The organism is Clostridium sp. YIM B02500, from assembly GCF_022324665.1.
Classification (GTDB): domain Bacteria; phylum Bacillota; class Clostridia; order Clostridiales; family Clostridiaceae; genus Clostridium; species Clostridium beijerinckii.
Genome location: NZ_JAKGTE010000045.1, coordinates 1 through 18,512 on the forward strand (window position 1 = coordinate 1; position 18,512 = coordinate 18,512).

Genomic DNA, 18,512 nt, shown 5'->3' on the forward strand with positions numbered 1-18,512 from the left:
TTCGCGAAATTATTATATCACAAAGGGATGACTTATTTATTTTTTACAAATTCTGTTTATTCAACAACCTAATAGAATAATATATAAATAAATATATATTAGGATATTTTCAATTTAAAAGTTTAAGTAATTAAAAATATAATATCGTAGTTTATTGATAATAGTATGATTCATAAAAATCGTTTCCTTCATATAGGTAACAGCAAATCTATATGAAGGAAACTTTAAGTATTTTATATTAATATATATACTTAATTTATATTTTTATTCATTAACACCATTTACTATTTGATAATTGCTCATCTTTTATTTTACCTTCAAATCCTTTTACAGTATAATGCTCTGTTAAAACTTCAGGGTCATAAGAAATATATCCACCTTGATAATCATAATAACCATCATTCATTTTATCAGACTCACGTTTTTTATTTTCTTCACTCATAATATCCACTCCCTCTTTATTTAAAGTAGTATTTATTACAGTAAATTCTTACTTAGATGTAGATGTCCATTGATTATTAGTAGCAGTTTTTTCATGTTTATGTGTAGACTCTTCTTTGTCATAAGTACGTGGTACAGAATCCCATTGATTACACCCTGCACTTTTTTGTTCGCTAAGTTCTTCTTTGCTAGATAAATCCGAATTACTAGTGCCACCTGTACTAGAAAAGCTTTGAAGATTGTTTGATTTTGATTTTGATTCATTACTCATTATAAGCACTTCCTTTCTACAAGAATATATTGTGCACTATTGTAGACTTTTATCCTTATTTTAATTATCCTCATTTTTCATTTTTATCATATTCTAGATTATTTAATACTTCTAAAAACATATTATACATTTCTACCTTACTGTCTTCATTTGAAAGAATTTTGAGCCCAAATACTAAAATCAATACAATATATATGCCCAAGAAAGTCGGACTAAGTTTTTTTATATAATTATCTATATAAGAAAAAATGCCACTTGCTGTTAATCCTGCTAAAATTGATGCACCTATTCCACATCCTCCAAAGGTATATGAGTCTAACTTCGATTTAATATAAATTCTTTCAATGCTAATATCTAGATAACTTTCTTGAGAATAGTAATTATAAATCTTTCTATATAGTAGGAATTTCGCCTTGACTTTATCCTCATTAATTTTTAATAATCTTCTTTGGTAATCTTTATACTTTTCTATCATTTCAGGAGTATATATCTTGAAATCATTTGAATTTACTTTTTTTGAAGATTTATTATATTTTAGTTTAATTAAATTATTTTTTTCCATCTATATTCTTCCTTCAAAAATAATAACATCATCATTTTTTATTACTATATAGATATTCAATAAATATATATTAATTGCAAAATAATAGGTTCATAAAAAAAGTATTTTTGCATATCTATTATTATTATTAACTCCTTTTTTAAGAACTCAAAAAAGGAGCTTTCATTTAAAACGAAATACTCCTTTTCTACCATTTACATATTTTCTATAAGCCTAATAACATAGCTTAATGTATAAAAATCTCTATCAATCTCATATCTAATATAATGTAGACCTTCTAAAAGTGTTGATTCATCAAATTTTTCTTTTAGAATTAATAAAGATAACGTATTTATTTTTCCATCTTTAGTATCAAAAACCCTTGATTTTTTTATAAATTCATTTTCCATCACATTTGAAATCAACTTTTCTAATTCATCGCTTATTTCAACTTCTGGCATTGTATCAAAAATTCTGATGTTCTTGTTATCTTTACTTATATTCTTAGCCTTAGTCACATCACAGTTTACAAATATTGTGTTTTTGAATTTAGCATCTTCAAAATTTACTCCATCTAAATTTGCTCCTTCAAATACTGTGTCTTCAAATTTAGCTTCCCTAAACTTGCATCCTTTTAAATTGGATCCTATAAACTCTGCTCCTTTAAAACTACATCTAAAAAAATTACACTTCTTAAAATGAGCCCCTCTTAAGCTGGCAAAATCAAAATTCGAGTTTGAAAAATTACAGTTATAGCATTTACTTCTTTTAAGATTTTTATAAATAAAATTTTTATTAGTTTTCTCCGCATTGTCATAATAAAAATTTTCTGGTGCACTTCTGTTTATCGACATTTTATCTATCCTTCCGTATTACAAATAAATATTTTTAGTAGTTTACAATAACAATGTATTTATATATTAATAAAATAATGATAACTTATTTTTATAACTTGTCCTCCTTAAATCTTTCTATATTTATCTAATTCTATCATATAAAACTAGATAAATCTTTATAATAGGAAAATTTCTATCTCAAAATATATGTAAGTAAATTTAGTAGAATGGAATTCCACTAAATTTCTATTAATTTTTACTTAATATTTTGAGATAGATTAAATTTTAATGTTTTTGATTAATTGTAATATCTCTCCCCCTAGATACCACCTTGTTTGTTGTTTCTTCTCTCTCTACAAAAGATTTAACTTTAGATTGCGACATATCTCCAGTTTTTTGTATCGATTTTTCCTTCTTTTTATATGTCAATTATATCATCTCCTCTCTTATTTATATTATTAGTTTTGCAATAATACTTATGTAACATAATAATAAATATTATTTGATAAATTATGTTATATGATGTAATATATTAATATATAGTTAAAAATTTCAGAATATAAAGTTAAACTTTTATACTATAGGGTATAGTTTTTCTGAACTTTTTTAAATTATGTTAATTATAATGTTTTTATTTATGGGAGGTATTAGTATGTTAAGTGAAAAACTGATCGCAAAACTAAATGAGCAAGTTAATTTTGAAATTTATTCAGCCTATACTTATTTATCAATGGCTTCTTACTGCGAATCTATTGATTTAAGTGGGTTTGCCAATTTTTTCAAAGTTCAATCCCAGGAGGAATTATTTCATGCAATGAAGTTCTATGACTACATATTTCAGAAAAATGGAACTGTAACTTTAGAACAAATTGAAAAACCACATTCTGATTTTGACAATATCCTGAATGTCTTTGAGGCAGGTTATGAACATGAGCAAATGGTAACTAGCAGGCTATATAAAATTGCAGATATAGCTACTGAGGAAAAAGAACATTCAACAATCGGTTTACTTAATTGGTTTATTAACGAGCAAGTTGAAGAAGAAAATACATTTAACACTATAATCAAAAAGATTAGGAGATGCGAAAATAACTCTGCAGCATTGTATATGTTAGACGACGAACTTGCTACAAGAGTATATACGCCCCCTACAACAACTAATGCTTAAATTATTATAAAAAATACAGAGCTAGTAAAGAATTCTTTACTAGCTCTTATCACTTTATTAGCTAAAAAGTTATAGAATATTCCAAAACAAATCACAAACTTTTAATATAAAGTTACTGTTTTAACGTACCCTCTAGCCAATTTATAAATTGAATTGCTGTTCGTGGCGAACGAGCATTATACCATCTTACCCATTTCAATGCTTCTGCATGCAAATATTCCTTCTCAACTTTAATCCCTCTTGCTTCTGCTACTCCATCTATTATCTTTAAGAATTCTTTCTGATCAGGCGAATAGAACGATACAGTCATACCAAATCTATCTGCTAGAGAAAGTTTTTCTTCAATTGTGTCATTAGCATGCACATCATCACCAGATCTTTCGCTAAATGTTTCTTTTACTAGGTGTTTTCGATTGGTTGTTGCATAAATTAGAATATTGTTTGATCTATTCTCTACTCCACCTTCTAATATTGTCTTTAAAGCTGAATAACTAGCTTCTCCTTCTTCAAATACTAAATCATCAACAAAAATTATAAATTTTAAATTCTTACTTTTAAGTATCCTAATTATCTTCGTAAAATCGCATAATTTATTTTTATCAACTTCAATAAGCCTTAAGCCATCATCGTAATACTCATTTATAATAGCTTTTACAGTTGAAGATTTACCAGTTCCTCTTGATCCATATAGTAGCATATTATTCGCTTGATATCCATTTAAAAACTGTTTTGTATTATCTATTATAATCTCTTTTTGATATTCATACCCTACTAAGTTTTCTAGCCTAACTGGATCTGGTGATTCAATACCTCTAAGATAAGGTGCTCCATCTTCGTGTTCCCATACAAACGCTCTATACTCCCCAAATATGCCAGTCCCATATTGCTTGTAGAATTCTACAATGCTCTCCAATGCATCTCCCCAATTATCACAATTTAATATATTTACCTTTAACTTATCAATAGCTTTGCTTGAGATATTACATTCCAAGTCAGAATCAAAATCCATAAGCGACTTAACTATACCTATTTCAAACTCTTTAACGTTTCCTTTAATAATTATAGCATCTTTAATCGCAGAAGATTCTATACTAGATATGTACTGCAAAGCATTTAACTCATAATGCACTTGATTAAAAAGTCTATCACATGAATTTTGTTCGTCAATTATTTTTGTAAATGGATTATTATCGAGAAAAATCATATCAATTATATACTTTTTTAATGATTTTCCATCAGCTTTGTTTAATAGTTCATAAATAAAATCAGTATATAATTCAATGCCCTCTTCCACTGATATATCCTTACTATTAAGGTACTTTAGTAGCGTCTTATATTTTAATAAAACACTGTCATCTTTTAGATTCTTAAAAATACATAATGAATTTATCATTATGCTTGCTTTGTTTATTTGTTCAAATTCTGTATACATACTTGTATGCCCCCTTTATAAAATACGTATAGTAATATATTACTACTCTTAGTGTTGTTTTACTATTCTTTTCTTATTTAAATCACAATGTGTATACGTAAGGAGCGATTATAAATATATTCTTCAAAATTTGTGATTAAACATTATTTTATTATTCTCATGCAATACTATGGAGTATAAATGAATTGTATAAGATTTCAAGCTATATATAAAAGTTGACATAAATGATAATGATGTTATAATTAATATGCGCATTTTAGCGTGGGAGGGTGAGGGAGTTATGAAAGATAGGTTGAAAGGATGGAAAGATTTTTTAAATTAAAAGAAAACAATGTTACAATTAAAAGCGAAACTATAGCAGCGCTGACTTCTTTTGTTGCTGCAGTTTACATCATTATCGTCAATGCCAGTATATTAAGTGATGGTGGCATTTCTATGGAGCCTCTAATCATCGCTACAGCAATATCATCAGCTGTAGGTTGCTTGTTAATTGCTTTAATAAGTAATACTCCACTTATAATTATGCCTGGTATGGGAATTAATGCATTATTCACATATACAATAGTTCATACTCTAGGCTTAAATTATTGCCAAGCATTAGCTTCAGTTTTTGTCTCAGGATTAATATTTGTACTTATAGCAACAACTCCATTATCCAAGTTTATTATTGAAGCTATTCCTCAAAATTTAAAAGAAGCTATTACAGTAGGAATTGGTTTATTTATAACTTTTGTTGGATTTCAAAAATCTAAAATTATAGTATCTGATTCTTCTACTATGTTAAAACTTGGAGATATTACAAGTATTCAAGTACTAGCTTTTATATTCATAATGATTCTAACATTAATCTTATTCCTTAAAAATATACCTGGAAGCTTTTTAATTTCAATTATAGCCGGAACTATATTTTGCATAAAGCTTGGTATCGTTGAAACACAAGGTATAAGTTATACTATGCCAAATTTTAATGAATATAGTAATATACTTTTCAAATTAGATTTTAGTGGAATAAATACAATTAAATTCTGGGTTGGAACATTTTCATTAACTTTAGTACTTGTTTTTGAGAATATTGGGATACTTCATAGCCAGGTTTCAGGAATACTAAAAAAATCAGACAAAACCTCTAACGCTATGATAGCAGTATCATTATCTACAATTGGATGTGCGCTTTTTGGTTCAAGCCCTTCTGTATCAACAGTTGAAGGAACTGCAGGAATAACAGCTGGAGGACGAACAGGTTTAGTTTCATTAATTTCTGGTATACTATTTCTTCTATCAATTTTTTTTATACCGTTTATTTCTATCATACCAGATGTAGCCTTAGCTCCCATTTTAATTATAATAGGCTGTTTAATGAGTCAGAACTTAAAGAATTTAAACTTTAATGATTTAAGCGAACTATTTCCTAGTTTTATGACAATAATATTAATACCATTAACATATAGCATCGTTGATGGTATAGCATTAGGCTTTATATTGTATCCTATTTGCAAGCTGTGTTATAAAAAAGGAAAAGAAGTATCCATTCTGATGTATTTTACATCATTTATTTTCTTATTATATTTCGGTTTAAATTCAGTAATTAAATAATATGAAAATATATGAATCCATATATTTCAATTGATTTTCTACACTCTAAACTTAATTAAAGACTCTGTTTATTAGAGCTTTAAGCGTAAATTTATTATCTATGAAGACTTATAATAAAAAACTGGTCTACACTTTTTTTGTGTATACCAGTTTTTTATTATTGAAATACTTTTTTTCCTAGCAAAGCAAAACTTTGAAGGAGCAAAAAACATTTAATGTCAAATTTCTCCTTACTCTGTATAAGTTCTTTAGCTTCATCTTGAGATATTAGAAGTGCCTCAATACATTCATCGTCTTCAAGGTGTTCATCACTTATTTCGCCTTCACAAGTACAATAAACCATAGCTAACGATTCATCTGTCATTCCTGCAGAAACATACACCTTATCAAGACTCTTATTATTAATAACTTCAACTAACCTAAGACCTGTCTCTTCCATTAGCTCTCTTTTTATTGTACTAATAGAATCTTCCCCTGGATCGATGAGACCTGCCGGTAATTCATAAACATAATCATTAAGTGGTATTCTAAATTGTCTTATTATAACAATCTTATTTTCATCTTTATGGTATGCTGCAATTATTGCACCATCTGCCGTATCTTCTTTATTTTCAAAAAATTGTTTTTGTATAGTTTCATTATTTTTTCTGGATGCTATTGTCCACGTTCTTATATTTCCAACTTTATTTTCATACTCTGCTTCATATAAACTCAAAAACTTAGTCTCTACTAAAGATTTTACTTTAGTAACTTTATTTTGTTTCATAAGTATATAGCCTCCTAACAATTAAAATTTAAATATTACGAACTTTAGATATCCAATAATCATTACGCATAGTAATATTATACTTCAATTCTTTACCTTATTCATATAATTAAAATCTACGTATACATTACCTATTTCTAGAGTTAAAATAATTTCATAAAAATTATTTTAACTCTACATAAAAAAACAAAAAAGTAGAAGAAAATATTCCTTCTACTTTTTTGTTTTATACATCTTTTATACTTAAGCTTATTCTTTTATTTTCTTCATCAACACTTAATATCTTAGCTTTAATTTCTTCACCAATTTTTAAAACTTCAGAAGGGTGCTCTATTCTATTATGAGATATCTTTGATATATGAACTAACCCATCTACTCCTGGTTCCAATTCTACAAAAGCACCAAAATCATTTAATCTAACTACTTTACCAAGTACAATAGACCCTTCTGGATATTTTTCTTTAGCATTATCCCAAGGCTTAGCTACAAGTTCTTTAATGCTTAAAGATAGCTTTTTAGCTTCCTTATCAAGACCAATGATCTTAACATCAATAATTTGACCTTCTTTTAATACATCACTTACCTTTTTGATATGATTCCAAGAAATTTGTGATAAATGTAATAATCCATCTATACCATTGACTTCCACAAAAGCTCCAAAGTCTGTAAATCTTTTTACTTCACCTTTTATAACATCCCCAAGATTAAAACTCTCCCAAGCTTTTGCGTCTTCAGAATTCTTGCTTTCTTCTAATAAAACTCTTCTTGAAGCAACTAATTTTACAGGATTCTTTAGAGAAAAATCTATCAATTTAACTTCTAATTTCTTCCCAACATATTCACTTTTATCTTTAGTAAACTTTATGTCAATTTGTGATGCTGGAATAAATATTCTAGCTCCCTTATAATCTGCTACTATCCCTTTTTCTCTAGCTTCTTTAACATTAACTTCAAATGTTGTTCCTTCTGAATATATTTTTTCAAGTTCTTTAAAAGCTTCTTCTCTTTCATATTCTAATCTTGATAATACTACATACCCATCATTATTTTGTAGTTTTATAACTTTTGCATTAATAGTATCACCTATATTAAGTTTATCTGCAAATGTTAGTGGATCTTCTTTTGCAGATAACTCTGTAAATGGAATCACTCCATCTGACTTGTATCCAACAAGTGAAACTATAACTGAATCTCTAGTCTTTGAAAGTATTTCTCCTTGTACCTCATCGCCAATAACAAATCTTTTGTCTAATTCGTTCATTAATGATAATTGATCTTCAAAATTATTATTTTCTGTGTTCATAATATCTAGTACCTCCCTAATAATCCAATCTGGTGTTGATGCACCAGCTGTAACTCCTATTTTGTTTATATTATTATTTTTTATAAAACTTATTGGTAGATCTTTTGCGTTTTCAATATGAATTGTATTTTCACAATTTTCTTTAGCAATTTGATATAACTTAGTAGTATTCGAACTATTTTTTCCGCCAATAACTATCATAGCATCTGTTTTTTTGGATATTTTATTCGTACTTCTTTGTCTAACATCAGTAGCTGCACAAATTGTGTTAAAAGCTAATATTTCTCTTGCATAACTTAAGTTTTTCAGTGTTTCTTCCCAATTCTTCATCTTTTCAGTTGTTTGAGATACAACACATACCTTATGCGGCATATTTTCTTCATCAAAAGTACCATCTTTAGTGATAATTGCTTTATCATCACACCATCCATTAATTCCAATGACTTCTGGATGATTTTTATCTCCTAATATTACTATATGATATCCTTCTTTTGAATATTTCTTAACTTTTTTTTGAATATTAGCAACAAAAGGACAAGTCGCATTTATGACTTTTAGTTCCTTTTGTTCAAGTGTATCTAAAACTGTTTCAGATACACCATGAGATCTTATAACAATAGTATCCCCTTTATTTAATTTATCTATTTCTTCAAATTCTATAGAAAATATATCATTTTCTTCTAAATATTTTACTACATCATTATTATGTATTAAAGGACCTAAAGTATAGATTTTCGAATTATGTTCTTTTTGAATCCGTATAGCTTCATTTACAGCTCTTTGAACTCCAAAGCAAAAACCTGAATTTTTTGCTAGAATAACTTTACTCATTACTATCTCCTTGTTACTTTCCTTTTCCTATGTACTCTGCAATTACATTAACAACACCATTAATATCTAAATTAGTAGAATCAATCTCAATTGCATCATCTGCTTTTTTCAGCGGATCTGTAGCCCTATGAGTATCCTTATAATCTCTATCTATTATATCTTTTAGTATTTGATCATAAGAACACTCTATATTTCTTTCCTGCAATTCTTTAAATCGCCTGGTTGCTCTTTGTTCTGGACTAGCTGTTAAGAAAAACTTAAAATTTGCATCTTTTAGAACAACGGTTCCAATATCTCTTCCATCCATTATTACACTAAATTTGCTTGACATTTCTCTTTGAAGTTTTACAAGAATAGCTCTTACTTCCGAAATACTAGCATATTCAGATACAATACTACTTATGTTTGGAGTAGTTATTTTATCCTGTATATTTTCACCATTTAAAATCAAATCATCATTTTCAAAATGCATTTCCATAGTTTTTATTATATTACAAATTTCTTGAACATTTTCTGGTTGCAAGTTTTGTTCTTGTGCTTTTAGCGCCACAGCTCTATACATTGCTCCTGTATTTATATACATAAGATCAAACCTCTTAGAAACCAATTTTGCTATAGTGCTTTTTCCTGCTCCAGCCGGTCCATCTATTGCTACTGAAATTTTCAAAACTTTCTCCTCATTTCCAAATCCTATAAATTTATGCCTTCATTAAGATTATATAATTTTTTACCTTTCCAAACAAGGAAATATTTTTTATATCAAATATTACTTCCTGCTATAAATCCTGTAGAAAAAGCTATTTGTACATTATAACCACCTGTAAAAGCATCTACATCCATAACTTCTCCTGCAAACGAAAGATTTTCTATTATTTTAGACTTCATGGTAGACGGATCAATTTCTTTTATATCTACACCTCCTGAAGTTACAATTGCTTCATCTATAGGTCTTAATCCTTTAATATCAAAGCTCAAATCCTTAATAGCCTTTACTAAAGTCTTTCTTTCCTCTCTCGTTATTTCATTTACTTTTTTATTTTCGAATATTCCTGAGTTATTTATAATTACAGGAATTAATTTTTGTGGTAATAACTCGTCTAAAGAATTTTTGAAATCTTTATTTAAATATTTATTAAAATCCTTTTGGATACGTTTATCTAATTCTCCTAAATTTAATGCAGGTTTTAAATCTATATGCAAAGTATATCTTTTTCCTTTTTCTATAAATCTACTTCCACTTAATATAAGGGGCCCTGAAACTCCAAAATGGGTAAATAACATTTCACCAAAATTCTTATAAACTACTTTCTTGTCATTTTCTTTAATTATAACTTCCACATTTTTCAATGACAGCCCCATCAATTCTTTTGTTTTGGAATCAACAACTTCTATCGGAACAAGAGCTGGCATTAATTGAGTAACATTATGGCCAAGCACACTTGCGAATTTTTGCCCTTCTCCTCTTGAACCAGTAAGTGGATATGATGCACCACCTGTCGCAAAAATAAAATGATCTCCATATAATCGTTCTTCATTATTAATTTCTACTGCTATAATTCTATTACTTTTAAATTCTATATTAGTAACCTTTGACCTTAATCTTATTTTTACATTAGTTCTACTTAAAGCGTTTGATAATCCTCTTATTATATCTGAAGACTTATCAGATTCTGGGAAAACTCTGTCTCCTCTTTCGATTTTTAATTTAATTCCTTCGTTTTCAAAAAAATTCATTGTATCATTATTGGTGAAACTATATAATGAACTATAAAGAAAATGAGGATTACCTGGAATATACTCAAAAAACTCAGATATATCTTTTGCATTTGTAACATTACATCTGCCTTTTCCAGTAATAAAAAGCTTTTTACCTATTCTTTCATTACCATCTAATAATATTACATCATGTTTCTTTGATGCTTGTATAGCAGCCATCATTCCTGCGGGCCCTGCACCTATAACAATTACTTTACTCAATTTAAATATCAGCTCCTTAATAAAAATGTATTGCAGTCATTACTTTGCTAATTAACATAAAACATTTATGCAATACATTAGGTTATTATCTATTATCTACTTTCTCAGGATACATATCATGATTCATCATTCTATAATTAGCCATTTCCTCAAACTTAGTTCCTTTCATTCCATAATTGCAATAAGGATCTATGCTTATACCACCTCTTGGTGTAAATTTTCCCCATACTTCAATATATTTTGGATCCATAAGTTTTATTAAGTCTTTCATTATAATATTCATACAATCTTCATGAAAATCCCCATGATTTCTAAAACTAAAAAGATATAGTTTTAGCGATTTACTTTCTACCATCTTTATGTTTGGTATATAACTTATATAGATTGTTGCAAAATCTGGCTGACCTGTAATTGGGCATAAACTTGTAAATTCAGGGCAATTAAATTTTACAAAATAATCATTATCTGGGTGTTTATTTTCAAAAACCTCTAATACTTCAGGGGTATATCCATAATCATATTTTGTTCCTTGATTTCCAAGCAATGTTATCCCTTCAAGTTCTTTTGATTTTCTTCCACTTTCACTCATTGTTCTTTCTCCTTAAATTCGTTTTATATTTTATATTTTAATTTTTCTTACTTTCTAAATACTTATCTAAACCATTTTTTCTAAGCTTACAAGCAGGGCATTCTCCACAACCGTCGCCAACAATTCCTTTATAGCAAGTAAGAGTCTTTTCTCTTATATAGTCTAACTTGCCAAAATCATCTGCCATCTTCCATGTCTCAGCTTTATCTATCCACATTAATGGGGTATGAACTACAAAATTATAATCCATTGCTAAATTTAAAGTTACATTAAGAGATTTTATGAATATATCCCTGCAATCAGGGTATCCACTAAAATCAGTCTCACACACTCCTGTTACTATATGTTTTGCGCCTTTTACTTTGGCCAATACTCCTGCAAAAGTTAAGAATAGCATATTACGACCTTCAACAAATGTTGATGGAAGAGAACCATTTTCTCCAGCTTTTATTTCTATATCATTTCTTGTAAGCGCATTAGGGGCTAATTGATTAAGAAGCCCCATATCTAATATATGATGCTCTATTCCTAACTCCTTTGCTATACTAGTTGCACACTCTATTTCTTTTCTATGTTTTTGATTATAATCAAAAGTTACCGCTATAACCTCATCGAATTCCTTTAATGCCCAAAATAGACATGTAGTAGAATCTTGTCCTCCACTAAATACAACTACTGCTTTATTACTCATATTCAAAACCTCCTAAAATAAATTAATTAAATAGAAATATACCAAAGCACTACTGCTTCTCCGTTCGTTACTTATTTCATAATTAGTAAAGCTTCTTGTCTTAGTAAATCATTGGTTTGAAATTTTCCTGTAAAAGTAGTTGTTGTAGTCAATGTTCCAGGTTTTTTTATTCCTCTTGAAGTCATACATCCATGCTCTCCAGTTATAAGTACACCAACATCACTACTTTTTGTAACCATAGAAACTATTTCTGCTATATCTGTTCCAATACGTTCTTGAAGTTGAAGTCTTCTCCCAACCATATCTGCAATTCTTGAAATTTTACTAAGACCAATTATCTTATCTTTTGGTATATATACTACTGTAACCTTCATATTATACATAAGCGCTAAGTGATGTTCACAATAACTATGAATTGGTATATCCTTAACCACAACCATATTATTATGAGTTTCTGAATCATAATCTTCATTCTCAAATGTGGTTCCAAACGCTTCTGCTATTTCTCTGTTTGAAAGTGTCATTCCTTGAAAAACTTCTTCATACATTTTTGATACCCTTTTAGGTGTATCTAGTAATCCTTCCCTATTAGGATCATCTCCTAAAGCAACAATAATTTCTCTTATACATTCCTCTATCTTTTTTGTATCTATCTTCTTTGGCATAACTTAAGCCTCCTTGTATTTCTAAACCTTTTGTAAAAATAAAATTTACTATAAGCTAGTCTATATTATATATAATAACCACTCAATTATTAAACTCCGCGTGCATTTTTATCCCAGATAATTTTATGTAATTGTACTTGCAATCTTACTTTATTCAATTTTTTATCTTTCATAAATTCTACAATTTCTTGCATTTCTATATTTCCCGAAACTGGACTCAAATAAACAAAGCATTTTGATGTTAAATTGTGCTTACATATTATTTCGTATGCTATTTGTAAATCTTCCTTACTTCCTATCACAAATTTATAAACATCATTGGATTCTACAATACTTAAATTATTGAAATCCATTCTATCCATCATATTACTGCTAGGAAGTTTAAAGTCTACAATATAGCTGATATTATTATTTATAAATTTATTTTTAAAAGTTCCTATGTTAACAGCACCATTTGTTTCTATATGAACTTTTAAGTTATCATCTGAGTTCAAAAGTCCTAGTAATTCATGTATATTTTTTTGAATAAGTGGCTCTCCACCTGTTAAAGTAACATTAGTAACTTTATTTTCTTTTATATACTTGTAAATTTCTTCTGCTGTTAGAACTTCTACAGTACTTTCTTTATCCCATGAATAAGTCGTGTCGCACCAAGAACATCTTAAGTTGCAACCTTGAAACCTTATAAATGTTGCAAGTTCACCAGAAGTAGGACCTTCCCCATCTATTGATAAAAATTTTTCAATTATATTAAACATAATTCCCCTCCATTAGTCCTCTGTATAAATACAGCTATTATTAGGAGTTTCAAATAATTCTACTTCACACACTGACAATCCTTTAGCTTTTAATCTATTAAAAATATCTCTAGACATTTCTTCTGCTGTAGGTCTATAGTCAACTAAATAAATGTTGAAATTATTTTGTAGTTCTTCCAAATTCTTAACCAAAGCTTTCCCATCTTCATTATTTTCAATAATTAATTTATGGTCAAAAGTTTCTGCAATCTCTTTTAATATGTTTTTAAAATTTCCGAAATCATCTACCATTCCCCTAAGCTGACCATCTTGATGTAACTTTTCAGATTTTAGTTTTGCAATTAATTTATATCTATGGCCATGAATGTTAGAACATTTTCCTTCATACCCACTTAAATAATGCGCCATATCAAATTGTACTTCACTTTTTATTTTAAACATATTTTTCTCCTCACATAATTTCTATAAAATTTTCGAAATCAGTTTTATAAGGCTTATCCATAAATTAACTTTCCATTTAAATATAAAAAAGATTAATTTTGTAACATCTAAAACTAGCGCAACAAAATTAATCTTAAATTAAAATAATTCAAAATTAAAATGCCTAGTTTTTTTTAATGACAGGATGGTCTTAATGAACTGTCCGTATTTAATTTTTCATAAATTTTTTTGATATTGGTAATGATAACATATTTCATTTAATTATGCAAACTTTCTATTGTATTTTTATCCAATGTGTTATAATTATCAAGAATCAGTTAAATTTATATAACTTTTCTTTTAGGAGGTCTTTTTTTGAAAAAAATAATGGGATTTAAAGATAAATTCGCTTATAGTTTCTTTAATTTTGAAGCATACAGCGAATTCTTAGCACAAGGGCTTAGAAAGTCAATATTATATATTTTTCTTGTTACATTACTATTTTCAGTAATAACTAATGTTAAGGAAATAAATATGATTGCTAGCGAAATATCGGTAGTACAAAATGATCTTTCAAATAATGCACCAAATTTTGAATTTAATGATGGCGTATTATCTGTTGATTCAGATAAAACTATTTACAATAAACATGAAGGTGATTTTCTATTTTATTTAATATCAAGTTTTATTGGAAACATAAATACAGTAAATTCACTTGACTCTGATGCCATAAGTATTCAGGACAACCTTGAAAATGGTTCCTCAACTTTTAGTATTGATGACTCACCGCTCAGCGTAAGTACTGATCAATCAAATTATTATACTTTTATTATTGATACTAAAGGTAAAACTGATAAAAGCATTCTAAATTCCTACAAAGATGCTGTGTTTCTTGATTCTAATAACATATATCTTAGAAAAGATTATAGAACAGTTGGAACTATCAACTTTTCTGATTTTTCAAGTATAAATATTAATAACGAAAATTCAGGATACTATCTTTCCATAATTAAAATACTTGCGCCAATAGTTTTTTTTGTTGTTAATCCTATTAATTCCTTTATTACTAATTTGATTTTAGGATTCTTAATATTTGGTCCATTTGCTGTTTCTATAGGTTCATTTATGGGAGTAAAACTAAAATACTCTAGAGCTTGTACTTTAAGTTTTTATGCGATGAGTTTACCACTTTTACTTGAAGCCTTAATACATGTTGCTGGAATAATAATGCCAGAATTTTTCCTTATATTCTCCATTATTACATTAATCTATTGTAGCTTGGCTATAAGAGAAATTAAAAATAGTGATAAATCCGAATTAAATTTCATGAAGTAAAATTATATTATATGCTATTAAGTGCTTAAAACATGCTATTTCTTTTTTCAAACATAATGTACCTTATAAAAATATCCTAAAGATTGATTAATAAATCTTTAGGATATTTTTATATTTTATCTATGAGTGAATGTAAATATTGAAGTTATGTGAAGCATGTCAAGTAGCATTACTATATTAATACATATAAGCATTCCACATAATATATCCTCAATTTTACTATTTGTCTTTATCATACAAATAGAAAACCTCTTTTTACTAAACGGGTAAAACCATGGCAATCCTCCAATCGTTAGGCTATCTAGAACTAAATGCGAAAATATTCCTAAGAATATCCCTTTTATTCCTATTAACATAAGCTTATCTGTAAACATACCAATGACAATCGAATATAAAAACAGATATACAAGTGGCGCATGAAATAACTTTCTGTGGCCAGCTAATTTATTTATCGCTTTTGATACACCTTTAGTTTTCTTTCCAATAAAACTATTTCTATGATCTATATCCGGAAATATACTCCCAACAAAAGCTCCTCCAAGGAATACTGCTGTAGACATAAGTGGCATATTTGCCAATTGGCAATTCGCATATAGTCCTACTAGTATTCCACCATTTATATGTGTTTTGTAATTCATTTTTTAATTCCTACTTTCGGTTTCTCATTTTATCTTAGGTTTAAATTTCTTCATTTTGTTATTATACTATAAATCATTTTATAATATAAAGAAAAATCCACTAAAACGCCATGCTTTTAGTGGACAAGTTTATATATTTAATATTTTCCTATTATTGATTATTAGGCTTATTTGTTTGAGCAATTTTTATACCTGTATTACTTTTGTCTGAACAGATTTTCTCAGATTTACAGCCTTTACATCCACAGTTGCATTTTCCTTTTGAAGAATTCTTAAAAGATTTAAAGAGTATAAATCCAGCAAAAGAAATTATTATAATCGTGATTAATATTTCTATCATTTAAGCTTCACCTACCTGCTATTATAAAAATATGATTTAAGTCTTGAGAATGATACTTAATCATATTCTTAACAATTATTAAAAAAACAAACTATTCATTTTTAAAAATAAATGCACAAGGTTATAAAGAAAACCACCCAAATTAAATACTAAGAAAGAAGCAATCCATGCGACAGTCAACTGAAAGAAAATTGAAAACAAAGTTAATTTACTTCCATATTCTTTTTGCATCGTACCAATTGTTGATATACATGGAGTATATAGTAGTATAAAAACCAAAAATGCATATGCAGAAATATTAGTGAAATGAATTGGTAAAATTACCGATAAATCCCCTGCAAAAATTACTTGCATAGAAGCTAAAACTGATTCTTTAGCTAGTAGTCCTGAAAGTAATGATACTGCAGATTGCCAATTACCAAAACCTAAAGGTTTAAAAACTGGTGCGAGAACATTACCTATTGATGCTAATATACTATCATCAACTTGATTCACCATACCATGAAGATTAAAGTTCGATAAAAACCATACTACTACGCTCATTGCAAAGATAATAGTTGCAGCTTTTTTTAAAAAACCGCTAGCTTTATCTAATGTTTGTTTATATATAGATGATATTTTAGGCATCTTATACTCAGGAATTTCAATTATAAAAGGTTCTTCATCTTTTTTGAAATATGCATTTTTGAATAAGATACCAAGCAAAAATGCTACAAGGACTCCAAGTAAATATAGAGAAGATACCACTAATCCTCTATGAGATTCAAAGAATACAGCCGCAAATACAGTATAAACTGGAAGTCTAGCATTACATGACATAAATGGCACTAGCAATGCTGTAAGTTTTCTATCTTTCTCACTTTCTAAAGTTCTAGCAGTCATAATTGCTGGAACCGTACATCCAAAACCTATTATCATAGGAATAAAAGCTTTGCCCGAAAGCCCCATCTTTCTCATCAATTTATCCATCATAAATGCGACTCTAGCCATATAGCCGCTATCTTCCAAAATAGTTATACATATAAATAATACTAATATTATTGGAAGCAACACTATAATTCCTCCAACACCTGAAATAATACCATCTACAATTAGAGAACTAAACCAATCAGAAGAATTGGATAATAGTTGGTGAGCAGTCGGTATAATATTATTATTTAAAAGGTCATCTAAGAAATCCGAAATCGGTTGCCCAACCCAAGAAAATGTCAACTGAAACATTAAAGCCATAAGTAAAAGAAAAATAGGGTATGCTAGAACTGGATGTAGAACAAACTTATCAAGTTTCTCAGTAACACTTTCTTGCATATTTTCTTTTATTGTCACACACGATTCTAATACATTTTCTATAAATTTGTACGCTTCTTTTTCAGATGAAAAATCAAACTTTCTATGATTCAATGGTTTAGCAAAGTTTCCTTCTTTAAGTCTTTCCTTAACTTTATCTACTCCTATATCTTTTCCTGCAATAATTGGAATTACTTCAACATCTAGTTCTTTAGATAACTTATTATAATCAATAACAATCCCTTTATTTTCACAAACATCAATCATATTCAAAGCTAATATTATAGGTTTATTAAATTGTTTAAGTTGAGTTGTAAGATATAAATTTCTATTTAGATTAGATGCATCCACAATATTTAATATTAAATCAACATCACCTTCTTCTAAAAATTGCTTGGACACTTTTTCTTCATTCGAGAAAGTGTCCATAGCATATATTCCAGGCAAGTCAACAATCTTAATATTCTCAAAAAGAAAACCTTCTTTCTTGTCTACAGTTACACCTGGCCAATTACCAACATACTGATTAGAGCCAGTGAGTAAATTATATAATGTAGTTTTTCCTACATTAGGATTACCAAGTAAAGCTACGTTTATCATTTATTTAAGTCTCCCCTATTTTGCTAATAA

General features: G+C 28.1%; 21 protein-coding genes. 3 read left to right on the forward strand and 18 right to left on the reverse strand.

Annotated features, from left to right (window positions below):
- Positions 1–271: 271 nt before the first annotated feature.
- The 5 genes from L1S46_RS23795 to L1S46_RS23815 form a co-directional block, all read right to left on the reverse strand.
- A complete protein-coding gene (locus tag L1S46_RS23795; protein ID WP_238901164.1) occupies positions 272–442 on the reverse strand; it encodes a hypothetical protein in 171 nt (56 codons plus the stop codon).
- 48 nt (positions 443–490) lie between these two features.
- The gene (locus L1S46_RS23800; protein ID WP_238901165.1) at positions 491–712 is read right to left on the reverse strand and encodes a hypothetical protein; all 222 of its coding nucleotides are present in this window, start codon (positions 710–712) and stop codon (positions 491–493) included.
- Between the two features lie 70 nt (positions 713–782).
- Positions 783–1,274, reverse strand: a complete 492-nt coding sequence (locus tag L1S46_RS23805; protein WP_012058762.1) for a hypothetical protein — start codon at positions 1,272–1,274, stop codon at positions 783–785.
- A gap of 194 nt (positions 1,275–1,468) precedes the next feature.
- Positions 1,469–2,107, reverse strand: coding sequence for a pentapeptide repeat-containing protein (locus L1S46_RS23810; RefSeq protein ID WP_171788293.1), 639 nt, complete (start codon positions 2,105–2,107; stop codon positions 1,469–1,471).
- Positions 2,108–2,374: 267 nt separating this feature from the next.
- Positions 2,375–2,518, reverse strand: a complete 144-nt coding sequence (locus tag L1S46_RS23815) for a hypothetical protein (protein ID WP_017211617.1) — start codon at positions 2,516–2,518, stop codon at positions 2,375–2,377.
- Between the two features lie 223 nt (positions 2,519–2,741).
- Between L1S46_RS23815 and L1S46_RS23820 the strand changes: the two genes are divergently transcribed.
- Positions 2,742–3,257: a ferritin gene (locus tag L1S46_RS23820; protein ID WP_012058760.1), complete on the forward strand. Its 516-nt coding sequence runs from the start codon at positions 2,742–2,744 to the stop codon at positions 3,255–3,257.
- Positions 3,258–3,369: 112 nt separating this feature from the next.
- On the opposite strand, the gene L1S46_RS23825 is transcribed toward L1S46_RS23820, so the two are convergent.
- Positions 3,370–4,689, reverse strand: coding sequence for an ATP-binding protein (locus tag L1S46_RS23825; RefSeq protein WP_077829799.1), 1,320 nt, complete (start codon positions 4,687–4,689; stop codon positions 3,370–3,372).
- 300 nt (positions 4,690–4,989) lie between these two features.
- On the opposite strand from L1S46_RS23825, the gene L1S46_RS23830 reads away from it, so the two are divergent.
- Positions 4,990–6,282 (forward strand): NCS2 family permease, encoded by a 1,293-nt coding sequence (locus L1S46_RS23830; protein WP_012058758.1) that lies wholly within the window; start codon positions 4,990–4,992, stop codon positions 6,280–6,282.
- 157 nt (positions 6,283–6,439) lie between these two features.
- Here L1S46_RS23830 and L1S46_RS23835 read toward each other — a convergent pair whose 3' ends face one another.
- The 9 genes from L1S46_RS23835 to L1S46_RS23875 all read right to left on the reverse strand — a co-directional run bounded on the left by L1S46_RS23835 (position 6,440) and on the right by L1S46_RS23875 (position 14,303).
- The gene (locus L1S46_RS23835; RefSeq protein ID WP_012058757.1) at positions 6,440–7,048 is read right to left on the reverse strand and encodes an NUDIX hydrolase; all 609 of its coding nucleotides are present in this window, start codon (positions 7,046–7,048) and stop codon (positions 6,440–6,442) included.
- 226 nt (positions 7,049–7,274) lie between these two features.
- A complete protein-coding gene (locus tag L1S46_RS23840) occupies positions 7,275–9,182 on the reverse strand; it encodes a bifunctional 4-hydroxy-3-methylbut-2-enyl diphosphate reductase/30S ribosomal protein S1 (RefSeq protein ID WP_238901166.1) in 1,908 nt (635 codons plus the stop codon).
- Positions 9,183–9,195: 13 nt separating this feature from the next.
- Complete coding sequence (cmk, locus tag L1S46_RS23845; protein WP_238901167.1) at positions 9,196–9,849, reverse strand: (d)CMP kinase; 654 nt, start codon at positions 9,847–9,849, stop codon at positions 9,196–9,198.
- Between the two features lie 92 nt (positions 9,850–9,941).
- Positions 9,942–11,159, reverse strand: coding sequence for an NAD(P)/FAD-dependent oxidoreductase (locus L1S46_RS23850; RefSeq protein WP_238901168.1), 1,218 nt, complete (start codon positions 11,157–11,159; stop codon positions 9,942–9,944).
- A gap of 85 nt (positions 11,160–11,244) precedes the next feature.
- Positions 11,245–11,748, reverse strand: coding sequence for a preQ(1) synthase (gene queF, locus L1S46_RS23855; protein WP_041897047.1), 504 nt, complete (start codon positions 11,746–11,748; stop codon positions 11,245–11,247).
- Between the two features lie 37 nt (positions 11,749–11,785).
- Positions 11,786–12,439, reverse strand: coding sequence for a 7-cyano-7-deazaguanine synthase QueC (gene queC, locus L1S46_RS23860; RefSeq protein WP_012058752.1), 654 nt, complete (start codon positions 12,437–12,439; stop codon positions 11,786–11,788).
- Positions 12,440–12,510: 71 nt separating this feature from the next.
- Positions 12,511–13,104 carry a GTP cyclohydrolase I FolE gene (gene folE, locus L1S46_RS23865; protein WP_012058751.1) on the reverse strand — a complete coding sequence of 198 codons (594 nt, stop codon included), beginning with the start codon at positions 13,102–13,104 and terminating at the stop codon, positions 12,511–12,513.
- Positions 13,105–13,193: 89 nt separating this feature from the next.
- A complete protein-coding gene (gene queE / locus L1S46_RS23870; RefSeq protein WP_238901169.1) occupies positions 13,194–13,862 on the reverse strand; it encodes a putative 7-carboxy-7-deazaguanine synthase QueE in 669 nt (222 codons plus the stop codon).
- 12 nt (positions 13,863–13,874) lie between these two features.
- Positions 13,875–14,303 (reverse strand): 6-carboxytetrahydropterin synthase, encoded by a 429-nt coding sequence (locus L1S46_RS23875; protein ID WP_012058749.1) that lies wholly within the window; start codon positions 14,301–14,303, stop codon positions 13,875–13,877.
- Positions 14,304–14,657: 354 nt separating this feature from the next.
- Here L1S46_RS23875 and L1S46_RS23880 point away from each other — a divergent pair, with 354 nt between their 5' ends.
- Complete coding sequence (locus L1S46_RS23880) at positions 14,658–15,617, forward strand: DUF1189 domain-containing protein (protein ID WP_238901170.1); 960 nt, start codon at positions 14,658–14,660, stop codon at positions 15,615–15,617.
- A 116-nt stretch (positions 15,618–15,733) separates the two neighbouring features.
- Here the strand turns inward: L1S46_RS23880 and L1S46_RS23885 are convergent, their stop codons facing one another.
- From L1S46_RS23885 to feoB, 3 genes are all read right to left on the reverse strand, one after another.
- A complete protein-coding gene (locus tag L1S46_RS23885; protein ID WP_238901171.1) occupies positions 15,734–16,255 on the reverse strand; it encodes a metal-dependent hydrolase in 522 nt (173 codons plus the stop codon).
- Between the two features lie 151 nt (positions 16,256–16,406).
- Complete coding sequence (locus tag L1S46_RS23890; RefSeq protein ID WP_238901172.1) at positions 16,407–16,595, reverse strand: FeoB-associated Cys-rich membrane protein; 189 nt, start codon at positions 16,593–16,595, stop codon at positions 16,407–16,409.
- A 78-nt stretch (positions 16,596–16,673) separates the two neighbouring features.
- Entirely contained in the window at positions 16,674–18,482 is a 1,809-nt protein-coding gene (gene feoB, locus L1S46_RS23895) for a ferrous iron transport protein B (protein WP_238901173.1), read from the reverse strand.
- Between the last annotated feature and the right edge of the window lie 30 nt (positions 18,483–18,512).